This window comes from Nonomuraea sp. NPDC049486 (genome assembly GCF_040676925.1).
GTDB classification, from domain to species: Bacteria; Actinomycetota; Actinomycetes; order Streptosporangiales; family Streptosporangiaceae; genus Nonomuraea; species Nonomuraea ferruginea.
The window spans coordinates 941,827-963,225 of sequence record NZ_JBFAPV010000001.1 but is presented as its reverse complement, the minus strand read 5'-3'; the positions used below and the strand labels follow the sequence as shown (position 1 = coordinate 963,225).

At 69.8% G+C, this 21,399-nt stretch carries 23 protein-coding genes; 4 read left to right on the top strand and 19 right to left on the bottom strand.

Features of this window, described 5'->3' with window-relative positions:
* Positions 1-47 precede the first annotated feature (47 nt).
* The 18 genes from AB0K05_RS04530 to AB0K05_RS04445 form a co-directional block, all read right to left on the bottom strand.
* Complete coding sequence (locus AB0K05_RS04530) at positions 48-929, bottom strand: tyrosine recombinase XerC (RefSeq protein ID WP_364226590.1); 882 nt, start codon at positions 927-929, stop codon at positions 48-50.
* Between the two features lie 389 nt (positions 930-1,318).
* Positions 1,319-3,388, bottom strand: coding sequence for a DNA-processing protein DprA (gene dprA, locus AB0K05_RS04525; RefSeq protein ID WP_333485694.1), 2,070 nt, complete (start codon positions 3,386-3,388; stop codon positions 1,319-1,321).
* Positions 3,389-3,414: 26 nt separating this feature from the next.
* Positions 3,415-5,094, bottom strand: a complete 1,680-nt coding sequence (locus tag AB0K05_RS04520) for an ATP-binding protein (protein WP_271275858.1) — start codon at positions 5,092-5,094, stop codon at positions 3,415-3,417.
* The gene (locus tag AB0K05_RS04515; RefSeq protein ID WP_148033772.1) at positions 5,095-5,448 is read right to left on the bottom strand and encodes a YraN family protein; all 354 of its coding nucleotides are present in this window, start codon (positions 5,446-5,448) and stop codon (positions 5,095-5,097) included.
* 173 nt (positions 5,449-5,621) lie between these two features.
* Positions 5,622-5,945 carry a DUF2469 domain-containing protein gene (locus AB0K05_RS04510; RefSeq protein ID WP_026215037.1) on the bottom strand — a complete coding sequence of 108 codons (324 nt, stop codon included), beginning with the start codon at positions 5,943-5,945 and terminating at the stop codon, positions 5,622-5,624.
* A gap of 39 nt (positions 5,946-5,984) precedes the next feature.
* Positions 5,985-6,653, bottom strand: coding sequence for a ribonuclease HII (locus tag AB0K05_RS04505; RefSeq protein WP_345482631.1), 669 nt, complete (start codon positions 6,651-6,653; stop codon positions 5,985-5,987).
* A 39-nt stretch (positions 6,654-6,692) separates the two neighbouring features.
* Positions 6,693-7,283, bottom strand: a complete 591-nt coding sequence (gene lepB, locus AB0K05_RS04500) for a signal peptidase I (RefSeq protein ID WP_148033774.1) — start codon at positions 7,281-7,283, stop codon at positions 6,693-6,695.
* Positions 7,283-8,161 (bottom strand): signal peptidase I, encoded by an 879-nt coding sequence (lepB, locus tag AB0K05_RS04495; protein ID WP_219546585.1) that lies wholly within the window; start codon positions 8,159-8,161, stop codon positions 7,283-7,285. The genes lepB (AB0K05_RS04500) and lepB (AB0K05_RS04495) overlap by 1 nt, the downstream gene beginning before the upstream one ends.
* Before the next feature lie 140 nt (positions 8,162-8,301).
* The gene (gene rplS / locus AB0K05_RS04490; RefSeq protein WP_148033776.1) at positions 8,302-8,661 is read right to left on the bottom strand and encodes a 50S ribosomal protein L19; all 360 of its coding nucleotides are present in this window, start codon (positions 8,659-8,661) and stop codon (positions 8,302-8,304) included.
* Positions 8,662-8,797: 136 nt separating this feature from the next.
* Positions 8,798-9,577 (bottom strand): tRNA (guanosine(37)-N1)-methyltransferase TrmD, encoded by a 780-nt coding sequence (gene trmD / locus AB0K05_RS04485; protein ID WP_271275860.1) that lies wholly within the window; start codon positions 9,575-9,577, stop codon positions 8,798-8,800.
* The gene (rimM, locus tag AB0K05_RS04480; protein ID WP_364226581.1) at positions 9,574-10,077 is read right to left on the bottom strand and encodes a ribosome maturation factor RimM; all 504 of its coding nucleotides are present in this window, start codon (positions 10,075-10,077) and stop codon (positions 9,574-9,576) included. Before rimM ends, trmD begins: the two co-directional genes overlap by 4 nt.
* Before the next feature lie 71 nt (positions 10,078-10,148).
* Positions 10,149-10,394: an RNA-binding protein gene (locus tag AB0K05_RS04475; RefSeq protein ID WP_148033779.1), complete on the bottom strand. Its 246-nt coding sequence runs from the start codon at positions 10,392-10,394 to the stop codon at positions 10,149-10,151.
* Position 10,395: 1 nt separating this feature from the next.
* A complete protein-coding gene (rpsP, locus tag AB0K05_RS04470; protein WP_148033780.1) occupies positions 10,396-10,836 on the bottom strand; it encodes a 30S ribosomal protein S16 in 441 nt (146 codons plus the stop codon).
* A gap of 194 nt (positions 10,837-11,030) precedes the next feature.
* A complete protein-coding gene (ffh, locus tag AB0K05_RS04465; protein WP_271275861.1) occupies positions 11,031-12,581 on the bottom strand; it encodes a signal recognition particle protein in 1,551 nt (516 codons plus the stop codon).
* A 55-nt stretch (positions 12,582-12,636) separates the two neighbouring features.
* A complete protein-coding gene (locus AB0K05_RS04460) occupies positions 12,637-13,224 on the bottom strand; it encodes an ATP/GTP-binding protein (protein WP_261808792.1) in 588 nt (195 codons plus the stop codon).
* A complete protein-coding gene (locus AB0K05_RS04455) occupies positions 13,205-13,513 on the bottom strand; it encodes a DUF742 domain-containing protein (RefSeq protein ID WP_261808889.1) in 309 nt (102 codons plus the stop codon). Before AB0K05_RS04455 ends, AB0K05_RS04460 begins: the two co-directional genes overlap by 20 nt.
* A gap of 98 nt (positions 13,514-13,611) precedes the next feature.
* The gene (locus tag AB0K05_RS04450) at positions 13,612-14,034 is read right to left on the bottom strand and encodes a roadblock/LC7 domain-containing protein (protein WP_148033784.1); all 423 of its coding nucleotides are present in this window, start codon (positions 14,032-14,034) and stop codon (positions 13,612-13,614) included.
* Positions 14,031-16,874: a nitrate- and nitrite sensing domain-containing protein gene (locus AB0K05_RS04445; protein ID WP_364226574.1), complete on the bottom strand. Its 2,844-nt coding sequence runs from the start codon at positions 16,872-16,874 to the stop codon at positions 14,031-14,033. The genes AB0K05_RS04450 and AB0K05_RS04445 overlap by 4 nt, the downstream gene beginning before the upstream one ends.
* Before the next feature lie 392 nt (positions 16,875-17,266).
* Here AB0K05_RS04445 and AB0K05_RS04440 point away from each other — a divergent pair, with 392 nt between their 5' ends.
* Genes AB0K05_RS04440 through AB0K05_RS04425 form a run of 4 tightly spaced genes read left to right on the top strand, consistent with a single transcriptional unit; the run spans position 17,267 to position 20,838 of the window.
* A complete protein-coding gene (locus AB0K05_RS04440; protein ID WP_261808793.1) occupies positions 17,267-18,256 on the top strand; it encodes an ABC transporter substrate-binding protein in 990 nt (329 codons plus the stop codon).
* Positions 18,253-19,029 (top strand): ABC transporter permease, encoded by a 777-nt coding sequence (locus AB0K05_RS04435; RefSeq protein WP_364226570.1) that lies wholly within the window; start codon positions 18,253-18,255, stop codon positions 19,027-19,029. Before AB0K05_RS04440 ends, AB0K05_RS04435 begins: the two co-directional genes overlap by 4 nt.
* Positions 19,026-19,808 (top strand): ABC transporter permease, encoded by a 783-nt coding sequence (locus AB0K05_RS04430; RefSeq protein ID WP_219546583.1) that lies wholly within the window; start codon positions 19,026-19,028, stop codon positions 19,806-19,808. The genes AB0K05_RS04435 and AB0K05_RS04430 overlap by 4 nt, the downstream gene beginning before the upstream one ends.
* Before the next feature lie 25 nt (positions 19,809-19,833).
* Positions 19,834-20,838: a methyltransferase gene (locus AB0K05_RS04425; RefSeq protein ID WP_364226567.1), complete on the top strand. Its 1,005-nt coding sequence runs from the start codon at positions 19,834-19,836 to the stop codon at positions 20,836-20,838.
* Here AB0K05_RS04425 and AB0K05_RS04420 read toward each other — a convergent pair.
* Positions 20,835-21,395: an ATP/GTP-binding protein gene (locus AB0K05_RS04420; RefSeq protein WP_148033789.1), complete on the bottom strand. Its 561-nt coding sequence runs from the start codon at positions 21,393-21,395 to the stop codon at positions 20,835-20,837. The two genes, AB0K05_RS04425 and AB0K05_RS04420, sit on opposite strands and share 4 nt — an antisense overlap.
* Positions 21,396-21,399 lie beyond the last annotated feature (4 nt).

The window sequence follows — 21,399 nt, the reverse complement described above, 5'->3', positions numbered from 1 at the left end:
GGGCAGGAACCAGAGCGGAGACCGCGTGGCGGTGCGGTGCCCGGTGGTCAGGCTCGGGGGTGGGCCTGGTTGTAGGCGCGGCGGAGGCGGTCGATCGAGACGTGCGTGTAGACCTGGGTGCTGCTGAGCGAGGCGTGACCGAGGAGTTCCTGGACGCTGCGCAGGTCGGCCCCGCCTTCGAGCAGGTGGGTCGCGGCGCTGTGCCGCAGCCCGTGCGGCCCCATGTCAGGAGCACCTTCCACCTGCCGCACCCGGGCGTGGACCACCCGCCTGACCGTGCCCGCGTCGATCCGCCCGCCGCGCACCCCCAGGAAAAGCGCCGGCCCGCTCCCCTCACGCATCAGCAGGGGCCTGCCGTGCACGCACCACCTGTCCAGCGCCTGCAGCGCCGGAGCGCCGAACGGCACCGCCCGCTCCTTGCGCCCCTTGCCCAGCACCCGCACGACCCGCCGATCCCGGTCCACGTCGTCGACGTCCAGCCCGCACAGCTCGCTCACCCGGATCCCCGTCGCGTACAGCAACTCCAGCATGGCCTGATCGCGCAGATCCTTCGGCTCCCCGGTGGGTGACGTGTCGAGCGCCTGCCGCGCCTGTTCCTGATCGAGTACGGCGGGCAGCGCGCGTGGGGCCTTGGCCGTGCCCAGTAGCAGTCCGGGATCGTCGGGGAGCCACCCGCGCCGATGGCAGAAGGCGGTGAACGTCCGCAGGCACGCCGTCCGCCGGGCGAGCGTGGCGCGGGCCTTGCCCTCGTCATGTTGCGTCGCCAGCCATCCCCGCAGCGCGCTCACGTCCAGGCCGTCGATCGTGCCGCCGAGGTGTTCGAGCAACGAGGTCACGTCACCGGCATAGGCCCGGATCGTATGCGGCGAGAGGTCCCGCTCGAACCGCAGGTACGACTCGAACTCCCCGATCACGTCGTTGACGTCCACAGCGCCTCCACCGTCAGCCACCCCTCAATCTTTCCCCATGGCGATTACTCCCCTCCTTCCGAAGAGAGCGCTTCTCGCTCGATCGCTCCCGTGATGTCGCGAACGCAAACCCTGAGACCTGGTGTTGACCCCTGGCCGACTGGCCCATCCGGGCTCACCGCCCAGCACCGTTCAACGAGAGTTCGATCCCACGCATCGTTGGCACGCCGCCGGCTCCCGCATTCCAGCGATCTCCCAGTCCCCCGTCCCGATAGGGAGAACCTCAGCGATCGCCTGCTCGGCGGCGCAGTGGTCATCGAGTCGCCTCAGGCGGTGCCGTGGCCGTCACAGGAGGCGACGCCCAAGGCGAACATGAGCAGCGATCCTGACCCCCGCGTGACCGCGTGCGCTCATTCGCGAGCCGGTCGTGGTCGCGGGATCAGGCCTCCGGGATCAGCGCACTCCTCCGACGAAGCGGAAGGCCCGGCCAACGCACTCGGACAGGCCAGCGTCTCCGGAACAGCGCCTGCGATCTCTTCCGGGCATACCGAGGACTCCGACCGCGAACCCCGATCCAGAAGCCCACCCACCCAATCGGAGGATTCCGACGCCCCGCCCGCAGCCGCCCCCAGACCAACCGAGGACGCGCATCCCCTGGCCGAGGGCTGTCCCGCCCAGTCCTGCGACGCCGGAGCCTGCACAGGACACTCCCCCACACGGACCGACGCCCCAGCCCCAAACTCCGCCGAACCGACCGGCAATGCCGAAACACGGGAGGGAGCCCTACCCATATGCGCTGACGACGAGGCCCCAGCCGGAAACGCCCCCGAGCTGACCGGCGTCGCGGAGGCATGCACAAGACACTCCTCCGCACGGACCGATGCCCCAGTCCCAGGCTCCGCCGAACTGACCGGCGAAGCCGAAGCCCGCACAGGACACTCCCCCGCACGGGCAGACGCCCCAGTCCCAGGCTCCGCCGAGCTGACCGGCGTCGCGGAACCCTGCACAAGAGACTCCTTCGCGTGAACCGATGTCCCAGCCGCGAATTTCCCCGTGCTGGCGGGTGATCCCGGACCGTGGAAGGAAGGTCCCTCCGTGGGGGCCGATAGAGCCGGTGCACCTACCGCCGCCGAGCGGGACGACGGCTCCGATCCCGCCGGTTCCGTCGGCACGCCGCCAGGGTCGCGGTCGACGGGGACGGACGACACCACCTCTGGGAGCTCATCACGTACGCCGGAGTTGCTCCCCAAGGACGCTTCCCTGGGCGGATTCGGTACGACGCCGAGGTCGTCGGCGGCTGCCGCCGGGGTGGACCGCGGAAGGGCGGGTTCGGCCTTCGGGTAGATCGGTGAGACCGGGCGGCGGGCGCGCCAGCCGCCGGCGGTGCGTTCGATGTAGCCGGTGGCCGCCAGGGAGCCCAGAGCGCTGAGGGCCGTGTTGAGGTCCACGCCGGCGGTCACGGCGATGGTGGCGGGGCCCGCGCTGATCCGGGCCGGGACCGCGTCCAGGACGCGTTTGGTCTGCTCCGGCAGAGAGTCCCGGGGAAGGGCGGGGGCCCGCAACGCGGGGGCGAGGTCGTCGCCCATGACGCCGACGAGTTCGATCATCTCCTCCGGGGTCGTCACGCAGACGGCCTTGCGTTCGCGCAGGAGACGGTGGCAGCCGTCGGACAGGGCGGAGGTGATGGGGCCGGGGACGGCGCCGAGATGCCTGTCGAGCGTGAGGGCGTGGCCGGCCGTGTTGAGCGCGCCGCTGCGCAGGGCTGCCTCCACAACCAGGGTGCCTCTGGACAGGGCGGCGATGACGCGGTTTCTGATCAGGAAGCGGGACCGGGTCGGCCGGACGCCCGGCGGGCATTCGCTGACCAGCACGCCCCGGTCGCGGGCTCCGGCGAACAGGGAACGGTGCTCCGCCGGGTAGCAGTAGTCGACGCCGCAGGCCAGGACCACCACCGTGGGGCCTCCGGCGGCCAGCGCTCCCCTGTGGGCGGCGCCGTCGATGCCGAATGCGCCGCCGGACACCACAGTCCATCCGGCCTCGCTCAGCCCGATGCCGAACTGGGCGGCGACGTGGACGCCGTAGGAGGTGGCGGCTCGCGCGCCGACCACCGCGACCGAACGCAGGCAGGAGAAGCGCAGGTCGGCCGTGCCGTGAAGCCAGAGGCCGAGCGGGCGGCCGGAGCCGAGCGCGTCCAGCTGGGTGGGCCATTCGGCGTCGCCGGGGATGACGAGCCTGGCGCCTGCCCGCTCGCCCGCCTCCAGGTCGGCCGCGGGGTCGCAGGCCGCCAGGCGGGCGTGCCAGCTCTGGAAGCGGCCGGCCAGCTCTTCGGCGAGGGCGAACCCGGGTGGCGCGGCCCTCTCCCGTACGGCTTGGAGCGCTTGGACGGCGCCCAGGTGGGACACGAGGGCGCCCATGACGGTGTCGCCGGCGTCGGCGGCGCGCATGAGGGCGGCTCTCGCCTCGTGATCGGGGGTGCTCATGGTGATCCTCCGGTGGCGGATGGCTGTCATGGATTGAGGCCGAGCCAGAGGGCCAGCGCGGCCGAGGTCTCGTCCTCGTCGGGGCGGGGCTTGCCCGCCAGGTCAGCGAGCGTCCAGGCGACGCGGACGACACGGTCGAGGCCGCGGGCGCTCAGGGAGCCGGAGTCGAGGCAGCTCGTCATGGGCTTCATGGCGGCGTCTGACGGCCGGAACCGGGAGTGCAGGGCCGCGGAGGGGACTTCGGCGTTGGTCCGCCATGGCGTGCCGATGAGGCGTTCGGCGGCGCGGGCGCGGGCCGCGAGAACGCGCCCTGCCACGGTCTCGCTGGTCTCGACGAACTGCCGGTCGGCCATCAGCTCGCGTCTGGACGAGCGCGCCACGGTGACCTTCATGTCGACGCGGTCGAGGAGCGGGCCGGAGAGCCTGCTCAGGTAGCGGCGCCGGGTGGTGGGCGAGCACTGGCACTCTCCGCCCTTGTCCTGCGGTTGGGCGCACGGGCAGGGGTTGGCCGCCAGCACGAGGATGAAACGCGCGGGGAAGGTGACGGAGCCGATCGACCTGGACACGGTCACCTGCCCGGACTCCAGCGGCTGCCGCAACGAGTCGAGCACGTGGGAGGGAAACTCGGGCGCCTCGTCCATGAACAGGATGCCCCGGTGCGCCAGGGAGACCGCGCCGGGACGGACGACCGAGCTGCCGCCGCCGACGATCGCCGCCGCCGTGGCGGTGTGGTGCGGGCTGATGTACGGCGGACGGAAGACCATGGGGCTGTTGGGCGGGAGCGCGCCGGCGACGGAGTGGATGGCCGTGACCTCCAGGGCGTGATCGAGCTCCAGGTCGGGGAGCAGCGTGGGCAGGCGCTCGGCCAGGAGGGTCTTGCCGGTGCCGGGCGGGCCGAGCATCCACAGGTTGTGGTTGCCCGCGGCGCAGACCTCCAGGGCGCGCCTGGCCATGGGCTGGCCGACCACGTCGGACAGGTCGACGTGCGGCTGGACGGGCGGGGACGGCCGCGAGTGCCCGGACGCCCCGAAGCGGTCGGGCGTCCCGGCCGGCGTCAGGGGGTGGCCGTGCGCCCCGAAGCGGTCGGGCGTTGCGGCCGACGTCGGAGGGTGGGCGGGCGCCCCGAAGCGATCGGGCGTCCCGCCCGGCGTCGGAGGGTGGGCGGGCGTCTCGATCGACGACGGGAAGTCGTCCGCGCGGAGCCACTCCACGAGGCGGCGCAGGTCGGGCACCGGGATCACCCGCACGCCCGGGACCAGGGCGGCCTCCGCGGCGTTGGCCGCCGGGACCACGACGGTGATGTCGTCGCCCTCCTTGGCCGCGCTCAGCACGGACGGGAGCACGCCGCGCACCGGGCGGAGGCGTCCGTCGAGGCCGAGCTCGCCGAGGAAGAACGGGCCCGCAATGCGGCTCGCCGGGACCACTCCGGCGGCGCCCAGGATGGCCACCGCTATGGACAGGTCGAACTGGCTGCCGCGCTTGGGGACGCTGGCGGGGAACAGGCTGACCGTGATGCGGGCGTCGGGCCACGGGAAATGACTGTTGACCATGGCCGAGCGGACCCGCTCTCTGGCCTCGCTCAGCGCCGCGTCGGGCAGCCCGATGAGGTGGATGCCCGCCAGGCCGTTGCCGACGTCGGCCTCCACCTCCACCGAGCTGCCCGTGACGCCGACCAGGGCGACGCTGCGGGTGCGTGCGACCGCCATCTACGACGCCCCCCGCACGTGGCGCAGGGAGTAGTCGCCCGCGAAGCGGTCCAGGGCGATCACGTCGATCCTGACCGTGGCGTACGTGCGCGACTCCGCGGCCAGCCATTTGGCGGCGAGTGCGCGCAGGCGGGCCAGCTTGGCGGGGCGCACGGACTCCAGCGCCGTGCCGTGCGACATGCTCGATCGGGTCTTGACCTCGACCACCACGAGGGTGGGGCCGTCCTCGGCGATGATGTCGATCTCGCCGTGGCGGCAGCGCCAGTTGCGCTCGATGATGGTCATGCCCTCGGCACGCAGGTAGTCGGCGGCGAGTTGCTCGCCGTGCCTGCCGAGTTCGTTCTTCGCGGCCATGTGTGCCACCTCCGGGCACTGACCTTCGCGCACGGGGGCCGCCGCGTCCGGCCCCGAACGTGGCTCTGGGGACAGCGGGGGTGAGCGCGGGCGCCCTGTGGACAACCAGAAGACCCGTAGATACGACGAAGGGGCGCGAACAGCTCGCGCCCCTTCGTCAATCTGTCACGCCGCTAACCGGAGAAGCCCTCCTTGGGCATCTCCAGGTCGGCCTTGGCCAGCTCTTCGACGTTGACATCCTTGAACGTGACCACACGGACGTTCTTCACGAACCGCGCGGGCCGGTACATGTCCCACACCCACGCGTCCTGCATCTTCACGTCGAAGAACACATCGCCGTTCTCCGCCGTGCGTACGTCCAGATCGACCGAGTTCGTCAGGTAGAACCGCCGCTCCGTTTCCACCACGTAGGTAAACAATCCGACGACATCGCGGTATTCGCGGTAAAGCTGCAGCTCCATCTCGGTCTCGTACTTTTCGAGATCCTCTGCGCTCATCGCGGTCCTCCTGTCGTACCGGTCCCCCGGCGTGCCTGATCAGGCAACCCCGGCCCCCATTTCATTCTCGCCCATCCCCCTAGCCACCGTGACGAAGGAGTAACGGTGGTGCGGGCACGGGCCGTGCGTTTCGAGTGCGAGGCGATGCTGTGGCGTGACGTACCCCTTGTGCTCGGCGAAGCCGTAAAGCGGGAACTCCTCGTCGAGCGCGGCCATCAGCCGGTCCCTCGTCACCTTCGCCACTATCGACGCGGCCGCCACGCAGGCGGCCACCTGGTCCCCCTTCCAGACCGCCAGCGAAGGCGCCGGCAGACCCGGAACCGGGAAGCCATCGGTGAGGATGTATCCCGGATCGCAGGCCAACCGCGCGACCGCCCGCCGCATTCCCGCCACGTTGCACTTGTGGAGCCCCCTGGCGTCGATGACCTCCGGAGGGATGACGACGACGCCGACGTGCGCGGTGGCGAGGATGAGGTCGTGCAGCCGCTCCCGCACGGCGGGTGTGAGCAGCTTGGAGTCGCCCAGCCCCTCGATCGGCTTGCGCAGGATGACGGCGGCGACGACCAGCGGGCCGGCGCACGCGCCACGTCCGGCCTCATCGACTCCGGCGATGGGAGTGAGGCCGCGGCGGGCCAGCGCCCGCTCGTAGGCGTAGAGCCCGGAATCACGCCGGACCACGCTCGGTCGAGGGCGGAACGCTACTGTCATGACACTGGAAGCGTACGCCCCATCCGGCGCAAACCGCGACTACTCGACCCGTGCGAAGCTGTCAGGCTTCGTGAAGATCGTGCCGCGTCCGAGCGGCCAGTAGCGGACGACCGCCGTGCCGATGACGTCGTCGACCGAGATGAAGCCGCCCCCGGGCTCCTCCATGTGGCTGCGCGCGTCGGCGGAGGCGCTGCGGTGGTCGCCCATCAGCCAGAGCTTGCCCTCGGGCACCTTGACGTCGAACTCGTCGCCCGAGGGGTAGTCGTCGGGGTAGAGGTAGGACGACTCGTCGAGCGGCTTGCCGTTGATGGTGATGCGCCGCTTGGAGTCGCAGCACTTGACCTGGTCGCCGCCGACGCCGATCACCCGCTTGATGGTGTCTTCGCCGTTCCAGCCCTTGAACACCACGATGTCGCCGCGCCCGGGCGGCCCGGCGAGCTTGTTGACGAACACCCGGTCGTTGATCTTGAGGGTGTTCTCCATCGACTCCGAGGGGATGTAGAACGATCCGACCACGAAGGCCTGCAGCAACAGGGCGATGCCGATCCCCGTGATCAGCAGGAGGACGGTCTCCCGGAAGCCGCCCTTTTTCTTCTTCTCCAAGGACTCCGCCTTCTCGGTGGCGGCCATCAGCGCTTACTCCGCAGCCAGCGCCTACGGACCAGAACCAGGGGGACGGCCAGCGCGAACCCGGCGACCAGCGGTGTCGCGCCGCTGAGCGCCTGGAGCGCGGGCTGTGCGAACGTTTCGGGGATGGGGATCGTGGTGGCCCGGGAGAACGGCCAGACGATGACGAAGGCCCGCCCGATGACCTGGCTCTCGGGGATGGACCCGCCGCCGGGATCGCCGGTGTGGGAGCGCGAGTCCATGGAGACCTGCCGGTGGTCGCCCATCACCCACAGGTGGCCGGGCGGCACGTCGGTCTCGAACTCCTCACGCGAGGGCAGGTTGCCCGGGTAGAGGTACGAGCTCTCGTCGAGCGGCACGCCGTTGACGGTGATGCGCTGCTGCTTGTCGCAGCACTCGACGTGGTCGCCGCCGACGCCGATGACCCGCTTGATGTAGTCCTTCTCACCGGGCACGATGCCGAACGCGGTGCCGACCCACCGGAAGAAGCCCTCGACGGGGTTGCTCGGCTCCTCCATCTGGAACTCGCCGTCCCAGGAGTTGACGCCGGAGAAGACCACGACGTCGCCGCGCTCGATGTCGCGGGTGTGGTAGACGAGCTTGTTGACGAGGACCCGGTCGTTGGTGAGGAGGGTGTTCTCCATCGACTCGGACGGGATGTAGAACGCCTGGATCACGAAGGTCTTGATGATCAGCGCGAGGGCCAGTGCCACGACGACCAGGACGGGGAGCTCCTTCCAGAAGGAGCCCTTCTTTTCCTTCTTCTGGTCTTCGTCGGGCTTCCCGCCTTTTGCCGGTTGGTGAGTCTCTTCGGCGACCACGTCCACCTCGTCCTCGACAGGGCGGCGCGACGCGCCGTACTCCTGGCTCTCGCTAGTCATCGGTGATGAGCCTAGATGATGTGTCGGCTCGGCAAGCCTCGACCGACGTTACACCGGGCACGAGTCGCTCCACATAAAGGGAAGGCCCCCGCAAAGGCGGAACGGCCCGCCCCACAGGGCGGGCCGTTCGGACGCCGGGCTCACTTGACGGGCGTCTCACGCTTCTCGCGGATGCGGGCCGCCTTGCCGCGCAGGTCGCGCATGTAGTAGAGCTTGGCGCGGCGCACGTCGCCCCGGCTGGCCACGACGATCTTCTCGATCACCGGGCTGTGCACCGGGAAGGTGCGCTCGACGCCGACGCCGTAGCTGACCTTGCGGACGGTGAAGGTCTCGCGGGCGCCGCCGCCCTGACGGCGGAGCACGAACCCCTTGAAGACCTGGACGCGGGAGCGGTTGCCCTCGACGACGCGTACGTGGACCTCGAGCGTGTCACCGGGACGGAAGTCCGGGACGTCGCTGCGCAGGTTGGCCTTCTCAAGCTCCTGGATCTTCGTGTGCATGAGAGATGCTTCCTCAAGTCTCGCGAGCACGCGGAGGTCCACCCGGCCTGAGCTCATGGCGGACGCGCCTGCTGATTCGGTGAACCCGGGAAGCTTCCCGGGCATGCTGACCAACCACATGGCAGTTGGCGACGCTTCAGTTTGCCACATCTTCCGGAGGGACGCGAAACGCCAGCTCGTCGAGGAGCCGCCGGTCGTGCTTGTCGAGCGTCTCGGCGTCGATCTCCGCGAGCAGCTCGGGCCGGGTCGCGACCGTACGGCGGAGCGCCTGGTCACGGCGCCATCTGGCGACCTTGCCGTGATGCCCGGACAGCAGCACGTCCGGCACCTCGTGACCCCGCCAGACGGGCGGCTTGGTGTAGACCGGGCCTTCAAGCAGGTTGCGCATGGCCCCGGGCGCGAAGGAGTCGTCGACGGCGGAGCGGACGTTGCCGAGCACGCCGGGCAGCAGCCGGCCGATGGCCTCCACCATCACCAGCACCGCCACCTCGCCGCCCGCCAGCACGTAGTCGCCGATGCTCACCTCGTCGACGCGCAGCCGCGAGCCGTACTCGGCCATCACCCGGGAGTCGATGCCCTCGTAGCGGCCGCACGCGAACAGCAGCCATTCCTCCCCCGCCAGCTCCTGGGCCAGCTCCTGGGTGAACGGCCGCCCGCTCGGCGTCGGCACGATCATCCGGGGCCCGCCGTCGCCGATGACGTCGTCAATGGCCTCGCCCCACACCTCCGGCTTCATCACCATGCCGGGGCCGCCGCCGTAAGGGGTGTCGTCGACGGTCTTGTGGACGTCGTGCGCCCAGTCGCGGAGCTGGTGGACGCGGACGTCGAGGGTGCCGCGCTCGCGGGCCTTGCCGATCAGCGAGACGCCGAGCGGCGCGAAGTATTCAGGGAAGATCGAGATGATGTCGAGCCTCACAGCAGGCCTTCCGGCGGATCGACGACGAGCTTGCCGCCCTCCAGATCCACGACGGGGACCAGCGCCTTCACGAACGGGACGAGCGCCTCCTCGCGGCCGCCGCCGCGCCGCACCACGAGCAGGTCCTGGCCGTGGTGGAGGACGTCGGCCACCTCGCCGACGGTCTCGCCGCCGGTGGTCTCGACCGTGAGCCCGATGAGCTGGTGGTCGTGGAACTCGTCGGGGTCGTCGGACGGCTCGACGTCCGAGGAGTCGATGACGAGCATGGTGCCGCGGAGCTCCTCGGCGCTGTCGCGGTCGGTGACGCCGGCGAGCGAAAGCAGCAGCGCGCCCTTGTGCCAGCGGCTGCTCTCGATCACCAGCGGCCCGCGCTCGGGCGGGTCGGTCGTGAGCGCGTTGCCGACGGCGAAGCGCAGCCCCGGATCGTCGGTGCGCACCTCCACGGTGACGTCACCGCGCACTCCATGGGCACGGCTTATCCGGCCGACGACCAGCTGCACGTGAACCTTCCCTCTCCACAACCACGAGCGCCCCCACCGGGCTTACCGATGAGGGCGCGCGAAACCTGACGTCAACGGACCGCTTCGTGCAGGTCGAGCAGGTCGACCCGGACGTACTTGCCGTCGGCCAGGGCGTTCACGACCGTGCGCAGAGCCTTGGCGGTGCGCCCGCCGCGGCCGATGACCTTGCCCAGGTCGTCAGGGTGCACTCGGACCTCCAGGACGCGCCCGCTGCGGATGCGGCGTGCGCGGACCCGGACATCGTCGGGATGTTCGACGATGCCCTTCACGAGGTGCTCGAGTGCCTCCTCGAGCACGTCAGCCCTCGCCCTCGGACGGGGTCTCGGCGGGGGCCTCGGCCTCGTCCTTCTTCTTGGACCTCTTCGGCGTCGTGGCGGTGGTGGCGGTCTCGCCACCGGCCAGGGCCTCCTTGGCGGCGGCCTCGTAGACGGCGTGCCTGTCGGGCGCCGGCTCGGCCACCTTGAGAGGCGCCGGGGCGGGCTCGCCCTTGAACTTCTGCCAGTCGCCGGTGAGCTTGAGCAGCTTGAGCACCGGCTCGGTCGGCTGCGCGCCGACACCCAGCCAGTAAGCGGCACGCTCACCATTGATCTCGATACGCGAAGGGTGTTCCTTCGGGTGGTACAGACCGATCTCCTCGATCGCACGGCCGTCACGCTTGGTGCGGCTGTCGGCGACGATGATGCGGTACTGAGCGTTGCGGATCATGCCGAGCCGCTTGAGCTTGATCTTGACTGCCACGGGTGTGGTCTCTCCTGCGTTCACAGACACGAGTGAGCGGCTTCTCATCGAGTGGGGCACGATGCGAGCCCGCTCAAGGGACAAACGTGACCTGCGGGAGGTGAGAGGGCACCCGCCTGGTCACGGTGTTCCAACATGTCATTGTGCCAGACGCCGGACACTGCCCGGGACCCACACGCCCGCCGCCACGAAGATTACTTCTGGCCGGGCAGCCGCAGCTTCGACGGGTCGAAGCCGGGGGGCAGCTCGACGCCCGGAGGCAGCTTGCCGCCGAGGTTGCCCAGCGCGCCGCCCTTCTTGGGCGCGGCGGGGGCCTCGTCGGCCGCGGTCGCCTTGCCGAGCGCGGCCTTGCGCGGGTCGCCGCTCACGCGCCGCCCCTTCTTGGCCTTCTTGGAGGACTTGGCCGCCTTGCCCTTGCCGCCCGGCATGCCGGGGATGCCCATGCCGCCGGCCATCCGCTTCATCATCTTCTGGGCCTCGAAGAAGCGGGTGACCAGGTTGTTGACGGCGCTGACCGTGGTGCCGGAGCCGTTCGCGATGCGGGCCCGCCGGGAGCCGTTGATGATCTTCGGGTCCTGCCGCTCGGCCGGGGTCATCGAACGGATGATGGCGGCGATGCGGTCGAGGTCGCGGTCGTCGATCGAGTTGATCTGGTCGCGCATCTGCCCCATGCCGGGCATCATGCCGAGCAGGTTCTTGATGGGGCCCATCTTCTGGACCATCATCATCTGCTCGAGGAAGTCCTCCAGCGTGAAGTTCTCGCCCGAGGTGAGCTTGCCCGCCATCTTGGCGGCCTGCTCCTCGTCGAACGTCTTCTGGGCCTGCTCGATCAGGGTGAGGATGTCACCCATGTCGAGGATCCTGGAGGCCATCCGGTCGGGGTGGAAGGCGTCGAAGTCTTCCAGCTTCTCGCCGGTGGAGGCGAACATGATCGGGCGGCCGGTGATGTGGCGCACCGACAGGGCCGCGCCGCCGCGGGCGTCGCCGTCGAGCTTGGTGAGCACCACGCCGTCGAAGCCGACGCCGTCCATGAACGCCTGGGCCGTGGTGACGGCGTCCTGGCCGATCATGGCGTCGACCACGAACATGATCTCGTCGGGCTGGACCGCGTCGCGGATGTCGGCGGCCTGCCGCATGAGCTCCTGGTCGATGCCGAGGCGGCCGGCGGTGTCGATGATGACGATGTCGTGCTGCTGGCGCCTGGCCTCGTCGATCGAGCGGCGGGCGACGTCGACCGGGTCGCCGACCCCGTTGCCGGGCTCCGGAGCGTAGACCGCGACCTGCGCGCGCTCACCCATCACCTGGAGCTGCTGCACCGCGTTGGGGCGCTGGAGGTCGGCGGCGACCATCAGCGGCACGTGGCCCTGCTCGCGCAGCCACTTGGCGAGCTTGCCCGCCAGCGTGGTCTTGCCGGAGCCCTGGAGACCGGCGAGCATGATCACGGTCGGCGGCGTCTTGGCGTAACGCAGCCTGCGCGTCTCGCCGCCCAGGATCTCGATCAGCTCGTCGTTGACGATCTTGACGACCTGCTGCGCCGGGTTGAGCGCCTGCGAGACCTCCGCACCGCGGGCGCGCTCCTTGACCCGGGCGACGAACGCCTTGACCACCGGGAGCGCGACATCGGCCTCGAGCAGCGCGATGCGGATCTCGCGGGTGGTCGCGTCGATGTCGGCGTCGGACAGCCGACCCTTGGATCGGAGGGAGGAGAAGACCGATGTCAGCCGGTCGGAAAGCGTCTCGAACACGTGGTTGGCCAGTCCTCGAAGCGAATGTGGGTCTGCTCTCAGCCTATCCGCTTCGCTAGCCGTTCCAGCCTGGCACGGCCATCCGGACCGACAACGCGTGCTCCACGAGGTTGATCAGAGCGCCCTTGACCGAGTCCTTCGTACGCGCGTCGAGACGGAGGAGCGGGATGTGCGGCGCGAGCGTGAGCGCCTCACGGACCTCGTTGTCGCCGTGCGGGTACCGTCCGTCCCAGCCGTTGATGCCCACGATGAAGGGCAGCTTGGCCTCTTCGAAGTAGTCGATGGCCGGGAAGCTGTCGGCGAGCCGGCGCGTGTCGACCAGGACGACCGCGCCGATCGCCCCCTTCACCAGGTCGTCCCACATGAACCAGAACCGGTGCTGCCCGGGCGTGCCGAACAGGTAGAGGATCAGGTCGCGGTCCAGGGACACCCGCCCGAAGTCCATGGCCACCGTGGTGGTCGTCTTGAGCGGGGTCATGCCGAGGTCGTCGATCCCCGCCGACGCGTCGGTCATCACGGCCTCGGTCGTCAGCGGCATGATCTCGGACACGGCGCCGACGAACGTCGTCTTGCCCACCCCGAAGCCGCCGGCCACCACGATCTTCGCCGAGGTGAGCCCGGGGCTAGAGCCTGCGAAGTCCACTGAGCACCCTTTCCAGCAGGTTGACATCCGGCCTGCCCTCGTCCAGCTGCGGCTGGTGCACCCGGACCAGGCCCTCAGCGGCCATGTCGGCGATCAGCACCCGCGCCACGCCCAAGGGCATCCGTAACAGCGCCGACACCTCCGCGACCGACCGCACCTGACGGCAGAGATGGCTGATCGCCTGGTATTCGGGAGTGATGTGGGAGAACTCCCGGTGCTCGGCCGTCGCCGACGACACCAGGGCCTCCATCGCGAGCTTGACCCTGGGCGCGGTCCGCCCGCCGGTCACCGCGTAGGGACGGACCGGCGAGGCCGGGTCGTTGCTCGACGGCGGAGGCGGCTGGGGAGTCCAGCCGCCGCTGTTCCATCTGGGGTCCGTCACCTACATCACCTGGTCTGGCTGGCGCGCAGCTCGGCACGCACCGCCGGGGTCAGCACCTTGCCGGCGCGATCCACCATCAACGTCATCTGGTACGCGACCAGCCCCATGTCACAGTCCGGAGCGGCGAGCACTCCCAGACAGGAACCGTCGCTAATGGACATGATCAGCATGAGCCCCCGTTGCATCTCCACGATCGTCTGGTTCACGGCGCCGCCCTCGAACACCCGGGCCGCGCCCTGGGTCAGGCTCACCAGCCCGGAGGCGATCGCCGCCAGCTGGTCGGCCCGGTCCACCGGAAACCCGGCCGACGTGGCCAGGGGCAGTCCGTCGGACGACACCACCACCGCATGCGCGACACCGGGAACACTGTTGACGAAGTCCGTGACCAACCAGTCCACTCCCCGCGCCGCCTGGCTCAGGTCGTTCACGCGCCCTCCTCCCTGTTCTCCCTCGGGTCAGAGACGTTCGCCCTGCCCTCGCTGATGTCGTCGCGTGCCGCACGGAAGCCCTTCTGGAAGCTCGCCAGCCGGCTGCGCACCCGGTCCGGTGAGATCGCGGGCATCGGGGCGACCCCCTTGGGCGCCGCGGCCGTGTCGGCCGAGCCCGGCACCAGGTTCGCCTTCGGCACCCGCTTGGGCAACCCTGAGGCCGTCGCGCCGTCCCGTACGGGTTCGGCCGCCGCCTGCGCCGCGGTCCATCCCGCGTCCGCCTTGGCCGACCCCCACGCGCCGCTGCTGCCACCGCGCTCGAACCAGGCCGACTCCACCGAGGCGAAGATCGGCAGGTAGTCGTCCCCTCCCGAGGAGGCGTTGACCGCGGGCATGGGGCCGGTGGCCCCCGACTCGGCCGTCTCCGGGAAGTCGTACGCCTGCTTGCCGCGGTTGGCCGGGTTCCTGGTCGGCAGCGGGTCGGCGGGGCGCTCGATCGGCGGCGCCTGCTCGTTCGTCCAGCTGCCGGGGACGCGCGAGGGGATCCACACGTCGTCGGTGTCGAACCCGCCGCCGCGCGGATCGGACGGCCACGCGCCCGAGCCGCCGCCGTTGGACGGCCACTGCACGTTGGTGGCGGGCCAGGAGCCGCTGGGTTCCGCGCTCCCCGGGTACGAGGGGTGCGCCGGGCTCATCTGGAAGCCGTTGTCGCCCCACTGGGGCACGGGCGGCGGCGAGGTGAAGGCCTCGGCCCTGGCGCGCTGCATGCCGGCCAGCGCCCCGGCGGCGCCGGCCGCGCCGTCGAAGCCCTGCGTCTGCGCGCCCAGCAGGCTCTCGGGCACCAGCACCATCGCGGTGAGCCCGCCGCCGCTCTGCGTCCTGAGCTGTACGCGGATGCCGTGCCGCTGCGCCAGCCGGGAGACCACGAACAGGCCCATGCGGCGCGAGACCGAGACGTCCACGGCCACGGTCTGGGCGAGCCGTTCGTTGGCCTGGACGAGTTCTTCCTGGGTCATGCCGATGCCGGAGTCGCTGATGGACAGCATCACGCCGCCGCCGTCGATCCGGCTGCCGGACACCGTCACCCGGGTCTCGCGCGGGGAGAACGACAGCGCGTTCTCCACCAGCTCGGCGATCAGGTGGATGACGTCGTTGACGGCCTGGCCGGCGACGGAGACGCCGTCGGGGACCTGGAGCACGACCCGCTCGTAGTTCTCGACCTCGGAGAGCGAGGCGCGGGCCACGTCGACCATCTTGACGGGCTGGCTCCAGCGGCGTGGCGGCTCCTGGCCGGCGAGGACCAGCAGGTTCTCGGAGTTGCGGCGCATGCGGGTGGCCAGGTGGTCCAGCTTGAACAGGTTGGCCAGCCGCTGCTCGTCCTGCTCGCCCTGCTCCAGGCCGTCGATCAGGGTGATCTGCCGCTCGACCAGCGTCTGGCTGCGCCGCGACAGGTTCACGAACATCGCGTTGACGTTGGCCCGCAGGCGGGACTCCTCGCCCGCCAGCCGCACCGCTTCCCGGTGCACCTCGTCGAACGCCCGCGCGACTTCACCGATCTCGTCCTTGGAGGAGATCTGGATGGGCGGCACGTGCAGCGACTCCGGATCCGCCTCGCCCTCGCGCAGCTGACGCACCAGGCCGGGCAGCGTCTTGCCGGCGACCTTGAGCGCGTCCCCGCGCAGTCGCCTCAGCGGCCGTACGAGCGAGCGCGCCATGACGGCGGTGACCACGAGGACCAGCGCCAGCAGCAGGATGACCAGGCCGATGCTGAAGGCGGCCGCCTGCCGGTCGGCGCCCTGCAGGTCGGCGCTGCGGGTGGCGATCTGCTGCGAGAGGGCCTTCTGCACCTCGTTCTGCTTGTCGACCGTCCGCGTGATGGAGTCGTACCACTTGTCGACGTCCTTGGTGGTCGTGGTGTCCAGGCGCTGCAGCGCCGTCCCCGCGTTGTGCAGGAAGATCGCGCGGTTGGCGTAGAACTCGGCCCGGCCGACCTCGACGCTGGTGACCGTGTTGTCGAAGTGCTGGCGCTGGGCCGGCGTGGCGGCGCTGCGGAAGGTCGCCCGCTCGCTCTCGCGGCGGGCGCGGGCGTCGACGAAGGCGTTGAACTCGGGTCCGGTGAACTCGTTCTTCAGCAGCGCGGCGGACAGCAGCGCGCGCTGCTTGGAGGTCTCCTCCTCGGCCCGGGCCACGGCGCGCATGGCCGTGCTGGTCGAGGTGATCTGCTCGTCGGCCGCCCCCTGGCCGACCTCGTCGAAGAGCTGCAGCAGATCGCTGATGACCTCGCTGTACTTCTCGATGGTCGGCAGCGGCGGGAGCTGGCTTCCCTGGATCGTCTTGCGCATCGTGGGCAGCTGCCCGAGCCGGAAGCGGGTGAGTTCCAGACGCCTCTGGCCCAGATCCGACAGCAGGCCCTGGGCGGAGCCCGAAATCCCGAGTAAGCGCTTGGCGCTGGCGTCGACGATATCCTGCTGCGTGGTCAGCGGCTGCAGTTCGCCCTGTCTGCGGTTGGAGGCGACGTAGCGGGCGGCCCGGTCGCGCTCGACCGCCAGGTTGTGCGCGAGCTCCCCGACACTGCTCATCAGCGTGTTGACCTCACCGACCTGCGCGTACTGCTGGGCGCTGCCGATGGAGGTGCCGACGCGCAGCGCGCCGAGGAGGACGCCGACGATCGTCGGGATGGCGATGAGGGCGATGAGGCGGGTCCGTACTCGCCAGTTACGCAGAGCGAACGAGCTGCCCGGCTTGGGCAGCGGCCGGTCCGCCGGCGCCAGCGTGGAAACGGGCGGTCCCGGCAGGTCTTGCGCCCTGCTACGACCGGAATCGGTCGCTGGTGTCCTCACTGTGGCAACCTCTCGCCATAGCCTGCTGCTTAGTGGGGATCACGCGCATTTGGCACGCCGACGCGTGATCGCAGGCAAGTTCGGTGCCCAATTTGAGCACAAACCTCATAGTTGAGCCAACGCCTCACGAGTTTTCCATCGTCCAGAGGGCCGCTTTGTTCGGGCCGCTAGCTTCCGTTTACGGAGAGCTACGATCTTCCGATTCGGACATATGACCCTTTAGATGACAGAAAGTAATATATGCGACTATAAAGCGAGAAGTCGTGTTAAGCAGAAAACTAGGGGATTCGAGACGGATCGGCTTCAGCTCTGATCTCCCCTCCGGTACGCTTCACGCCCGGCGATCGAATGCCGCGCTCCAATAGCTTCCCCCCTGGTAGGAGACCTTCCCCATGACACGCAACCTGCGCTGTCGCGCCATTGCCGTCGGCGCCGCAGTCGCACTCGCCCTTACCGCCTGTGGCAGCGGCGGCGAGTCCCCCGACACGACGGCCAACGCCGACGGTCTGGAAAAGACCACCATCAAGGTGGGGGCCCTCCCCATTCCCGACCCCGTGTCGCTCTATATCGCGAACGCCAAGGGCTACTTCAAGGAGGAGGGCCTCACGGTCGAGCCGGTCATCATTACCGGTGGCGCGGCCGCGATCCCGCAAGTGGAGAACGGCTCACTCGACATCTCCATGACGAACTACGTCTCGACCTTCTCCGCGGTCGAGGCCGGCAAGAAGCTGAAGCTCGTCGCGGACATGTACCAGGCCGCTGAAAACAACTTCAACATCATGGTCCCGAAGGACTCGCCGATTAACGCGGTGGCGGACCTCAAGGGCAAGACCATCCTGGTCAACAACCTGCGCAACGTCGCCACGCTTGCCGTGACGACGCAGCTGAAGGTCGCCGGTCTTACTGAAAACGACGTCAAATTCGCGGAGAAGCCGTTCCCCGAGATGGGCAACGCCATCGCGAGCGGCCAGGCCGACGCCGGCTGGATCACCGAGCCGTTCATCACCGCGACGCAGAGCCAGCTCGGCTTCCGCAAGCTCGCCGACACGATGACCGGTGAGACCGAGAACCTGCCCATCGCCGGCTGGATGGCCACCGAGGAGTGGGCGCAGAAGCACCCGAAGACGCTGGCCGCCTTCCAGCGCGCGATCTCCAAGGCCCAGACCCTCGCCTCCAGCGACCGCAAGGAGATCGAGGCGATGATCCCGACGTACACGAAGATCACGCCGGAGGTCGCGTCGGTGATCACGCTCGGCACCTACCCGAGCGAGCTGAACGCCGACCGGCTGCAGAAGGTCGCCGACCTGATGCTCGAGTACAAGTACCTCGAGAAGCCGATCGACGTGAAGTCGATCATCGTGGCTCCCCCAGCAGCAGGATGAGAAGTGCCCAACTGACCCGCGGCGCCATCGGCGTCGCGGGCTTCCTCATTCTCGGCGAGCTGGTCATCAGACTCTGGGTGTCCCGGACGTTCGACTTCCCGGCTCCGTCGGTGATCCTGTACGAAGCCGCGCTCCTCCTGGCGGACCCCGAGTTCCTCGAAGGAATGCTGGTCACGATCGGCAACTGGGCGCTCGGCCTGCTGGTCGCGATCGGCGTCGGGGTGCCGCTGGGCGTGCTGCTCGGCGCGCTGCCCCGGGCGGAGCAGGCGGTCCGGCCGCTGCTGGAGTTCATGCGGCCGATCCCGTCGGTGGCGATCATCCCGCTGGCGATCCTGCTCATCCCCGAAGACTCGCTGATGAAGGTCTCGGTCATCGTCTACGCGTCGCTGTGGCCGATCCTCATCAACACCCTGTACGGCATGCACGACGTCGACCCGCTGGCCAAGGAGTCGATGCGGACCTTCGGGTTCGGCCCGCTGGCGGTGCTGGCCCGGGTCAGCCTGCCCAGCGCCGCGCCGTTCATGGCGACCGGCGTGCGGATCGCCGCCGGGATCGCGCTGGTGCTGGCCGTGAGCGCGGAGCTGCTGGCCGGCGGCGTCAACGGCATCGGCGTGTTCGCGGTCGCGGCCGGCTCGGGCAACCGGATGGACCTGATCATGGCGGCCACGCTGTGGGCCGGGATCTTCGGAGTGGTGGCGAACCTGGCGTTGCAGACGGCCGAGCGGCGCCTGTTCCGCTGGCACTGGCTGCGGACGGGAGGGGCGCGGACGTGAAAGTGCTCAACCGGCTCTGGTTCGTACCCCTGGTGATAGTCGCCTGGGAGCTGGTCACCCGTTTCGTCTACGTGGACGACGACTTCCCGCCTCCCAGCGAGATCGTCGTGCGGATGTACGAGCTGTGGTTCTCGGGACCGGCCTCCCGGCTGTTCCTCACCGATGACGCGTTCGCCAACATCATGCCCAGCCTCGGCCGCATGTTCGGCGGCTGGGTCCTCGCCTCGCTGATCGGCGTGGTGGTGGGGGTGGTCCTGGGGCGCTCGCGCACCATCTCCGGGTACGTGGACGGGCTGATCGAGTTCGGCCGGGCGGTGCCGCCGCCGATGCTGCTGCCGCTGTTCCTCGTGCTGTTCCAGTCGGGCCTGGCGACGCAGCTGGCCACGATCGTGTTCGGCGTCATCTGGCCGGTGCTGCTCAACAGCATCGACGGCGCCCGGTCGGTGGACCGCACCTACACCGAGACCGCCACCGTGTTCGGGCTGTCGAAGGCCCAGCATCTGCGGGTGGTCGTCATCCCCGCGGCGTCACCGAAGATCTTCGCCGGGCTGCGGCTGAGCCTGTCGCTGGCGCTGATCCTCATGGTGCTCTCGGAGATCTTCGGCGGCACCGACGGCATCGGCTACCAGATGCTGCAGGCGCAGCGGAGCTTCGACGCGGCCGGCGTCTGGTCGGCGATCGCGCTGCTCGGCGTGCTCGGCTATCTGGTGAACGCGCTGTTCGTGCTGGCCGAACGGCGGGTCCTGGTCTGGCACCGCCAGGCCACCCGCAGACCATGACGATACGAGATCGAGAAAGGAATCCATGCGTCACTCCGACGACCTCATCTGGGACGCGATGGCGGATCTTTCCCGCTTCGCGGCCCTGCTGACCATGGCCGAGCTGGGCGTGGCCGACGAGCTGGCCCACGGCCCGCTCGAGCCGGCCGAGCTGGCCAGGCGGTGCGAGGCGGATCCGCGCGCGCTCCGCAGGGTGCTGCGCGAGCTGGCGGCCATGGGCCTGGTGCGGCGTGCCGGAGACGACCGTTACGACCTCTCCGAACGGGGCACCGTGCTGCGCTCGGACGTCCCCGGCTCGCTGCGCTCGTCGATCCGGATGCTGGGCGACGAGAGGCTCTGGTATGCGATGGGCAACCTGCCCGCCACCGTCCGCTCGGGATCGTCGGCGCTCACGGCCCGCTACGGCCCTCTCTACGAGAGCCTGGCCACCGACCCCGAGGCGAGCAGGATCTTCGGCGAATACATGTCGACCAGGGCGATCCCGTTCATCGAGGGCCTGGTGAAAGGCTACGACTTCACCGGCGTGCACAGCCTGGTGGACGTGGGCGGCGGGCGGGGACACATCCTGTCGGCGATCCTGCGGGCCAACCCCGAGATGCGCGGAGTGCTGCTCGACCGGGAGCACGTCGTCGAGCAGGCCAGGCAGGCGCTCGCGGACGACGGTCTGGCCGGCCGCTGCGAGCTGGTGCCGGGCGACTTCTTCCGGTCGGTCCCGGAGGGCCGGGACGCCTACCTGCTCGGCAGCGTGCTGCACAACTGGGACGACGAGGACGCGGTGGCGATCCTGCGCACGGTGCGTCAGGCGATGAGCCCGACCGGCCGGGTGCTGATCCTGGAGATCGTGCTGCCCGACGACGACGCTCCCCACCTGGGCAAGGACCTCGACATGCGGATGCTCGCCGTCTTCGACGGCGGCGCCGAGCGCAGCAGGGCGGAGTACGGTGCGCTGCTCGCCCGCGCGGACCTCACCCTGACCAGGGTCGTCGGCCTGGAGGCCGCCGCCAGCGTGATCGAGGCGGTTCCCGCCTAGCCGTTCCAGCCGGGGACGGCGGTGCGCACGGTCAGGGCGTGCTCGACCAGGTGGATGAGCGCGCCCTTCACCGATTCCTTGGAGCGCGCGTCCAGGCGGATGAGCGGGATGTGCGGGACCAGCGAGAGCGCGTCGCGGACCTCGCTGTCGGGGTGCGGATACTGCCCGTCCCAGCCGTTGACGCCCACGATGAACGGCAGCTGGGCCTCCTCGAAGTAGTCGATCGCCGGGAAGCTGTCGGCCAGCCGCCGCGTGTCGACCAGCACCACGGCCCCGATCGCGCCGCGCACCAGGTCGTCCCACATGAACCAGAACCGGTGCTGACCCGGCGTGCCGAACAGGTAGAGGATCAGGTCACGGTCCAGGGACACCCGCCCGAAGTCCATGGCCACGGTCGTGGTCGACTTCAGCGGCGTCATGCCAAGGTCGTCGATCCCCGCCGACGCGTCGGTCATCACGGCCTCGGTCGTCAACGGCATGATCTCCGACACGGCGCCGACGAACGTCGTCTTGCCCACCCCGAAGCCGCCGGCCACCACTATTTTGGTCGAGGTCAATTCC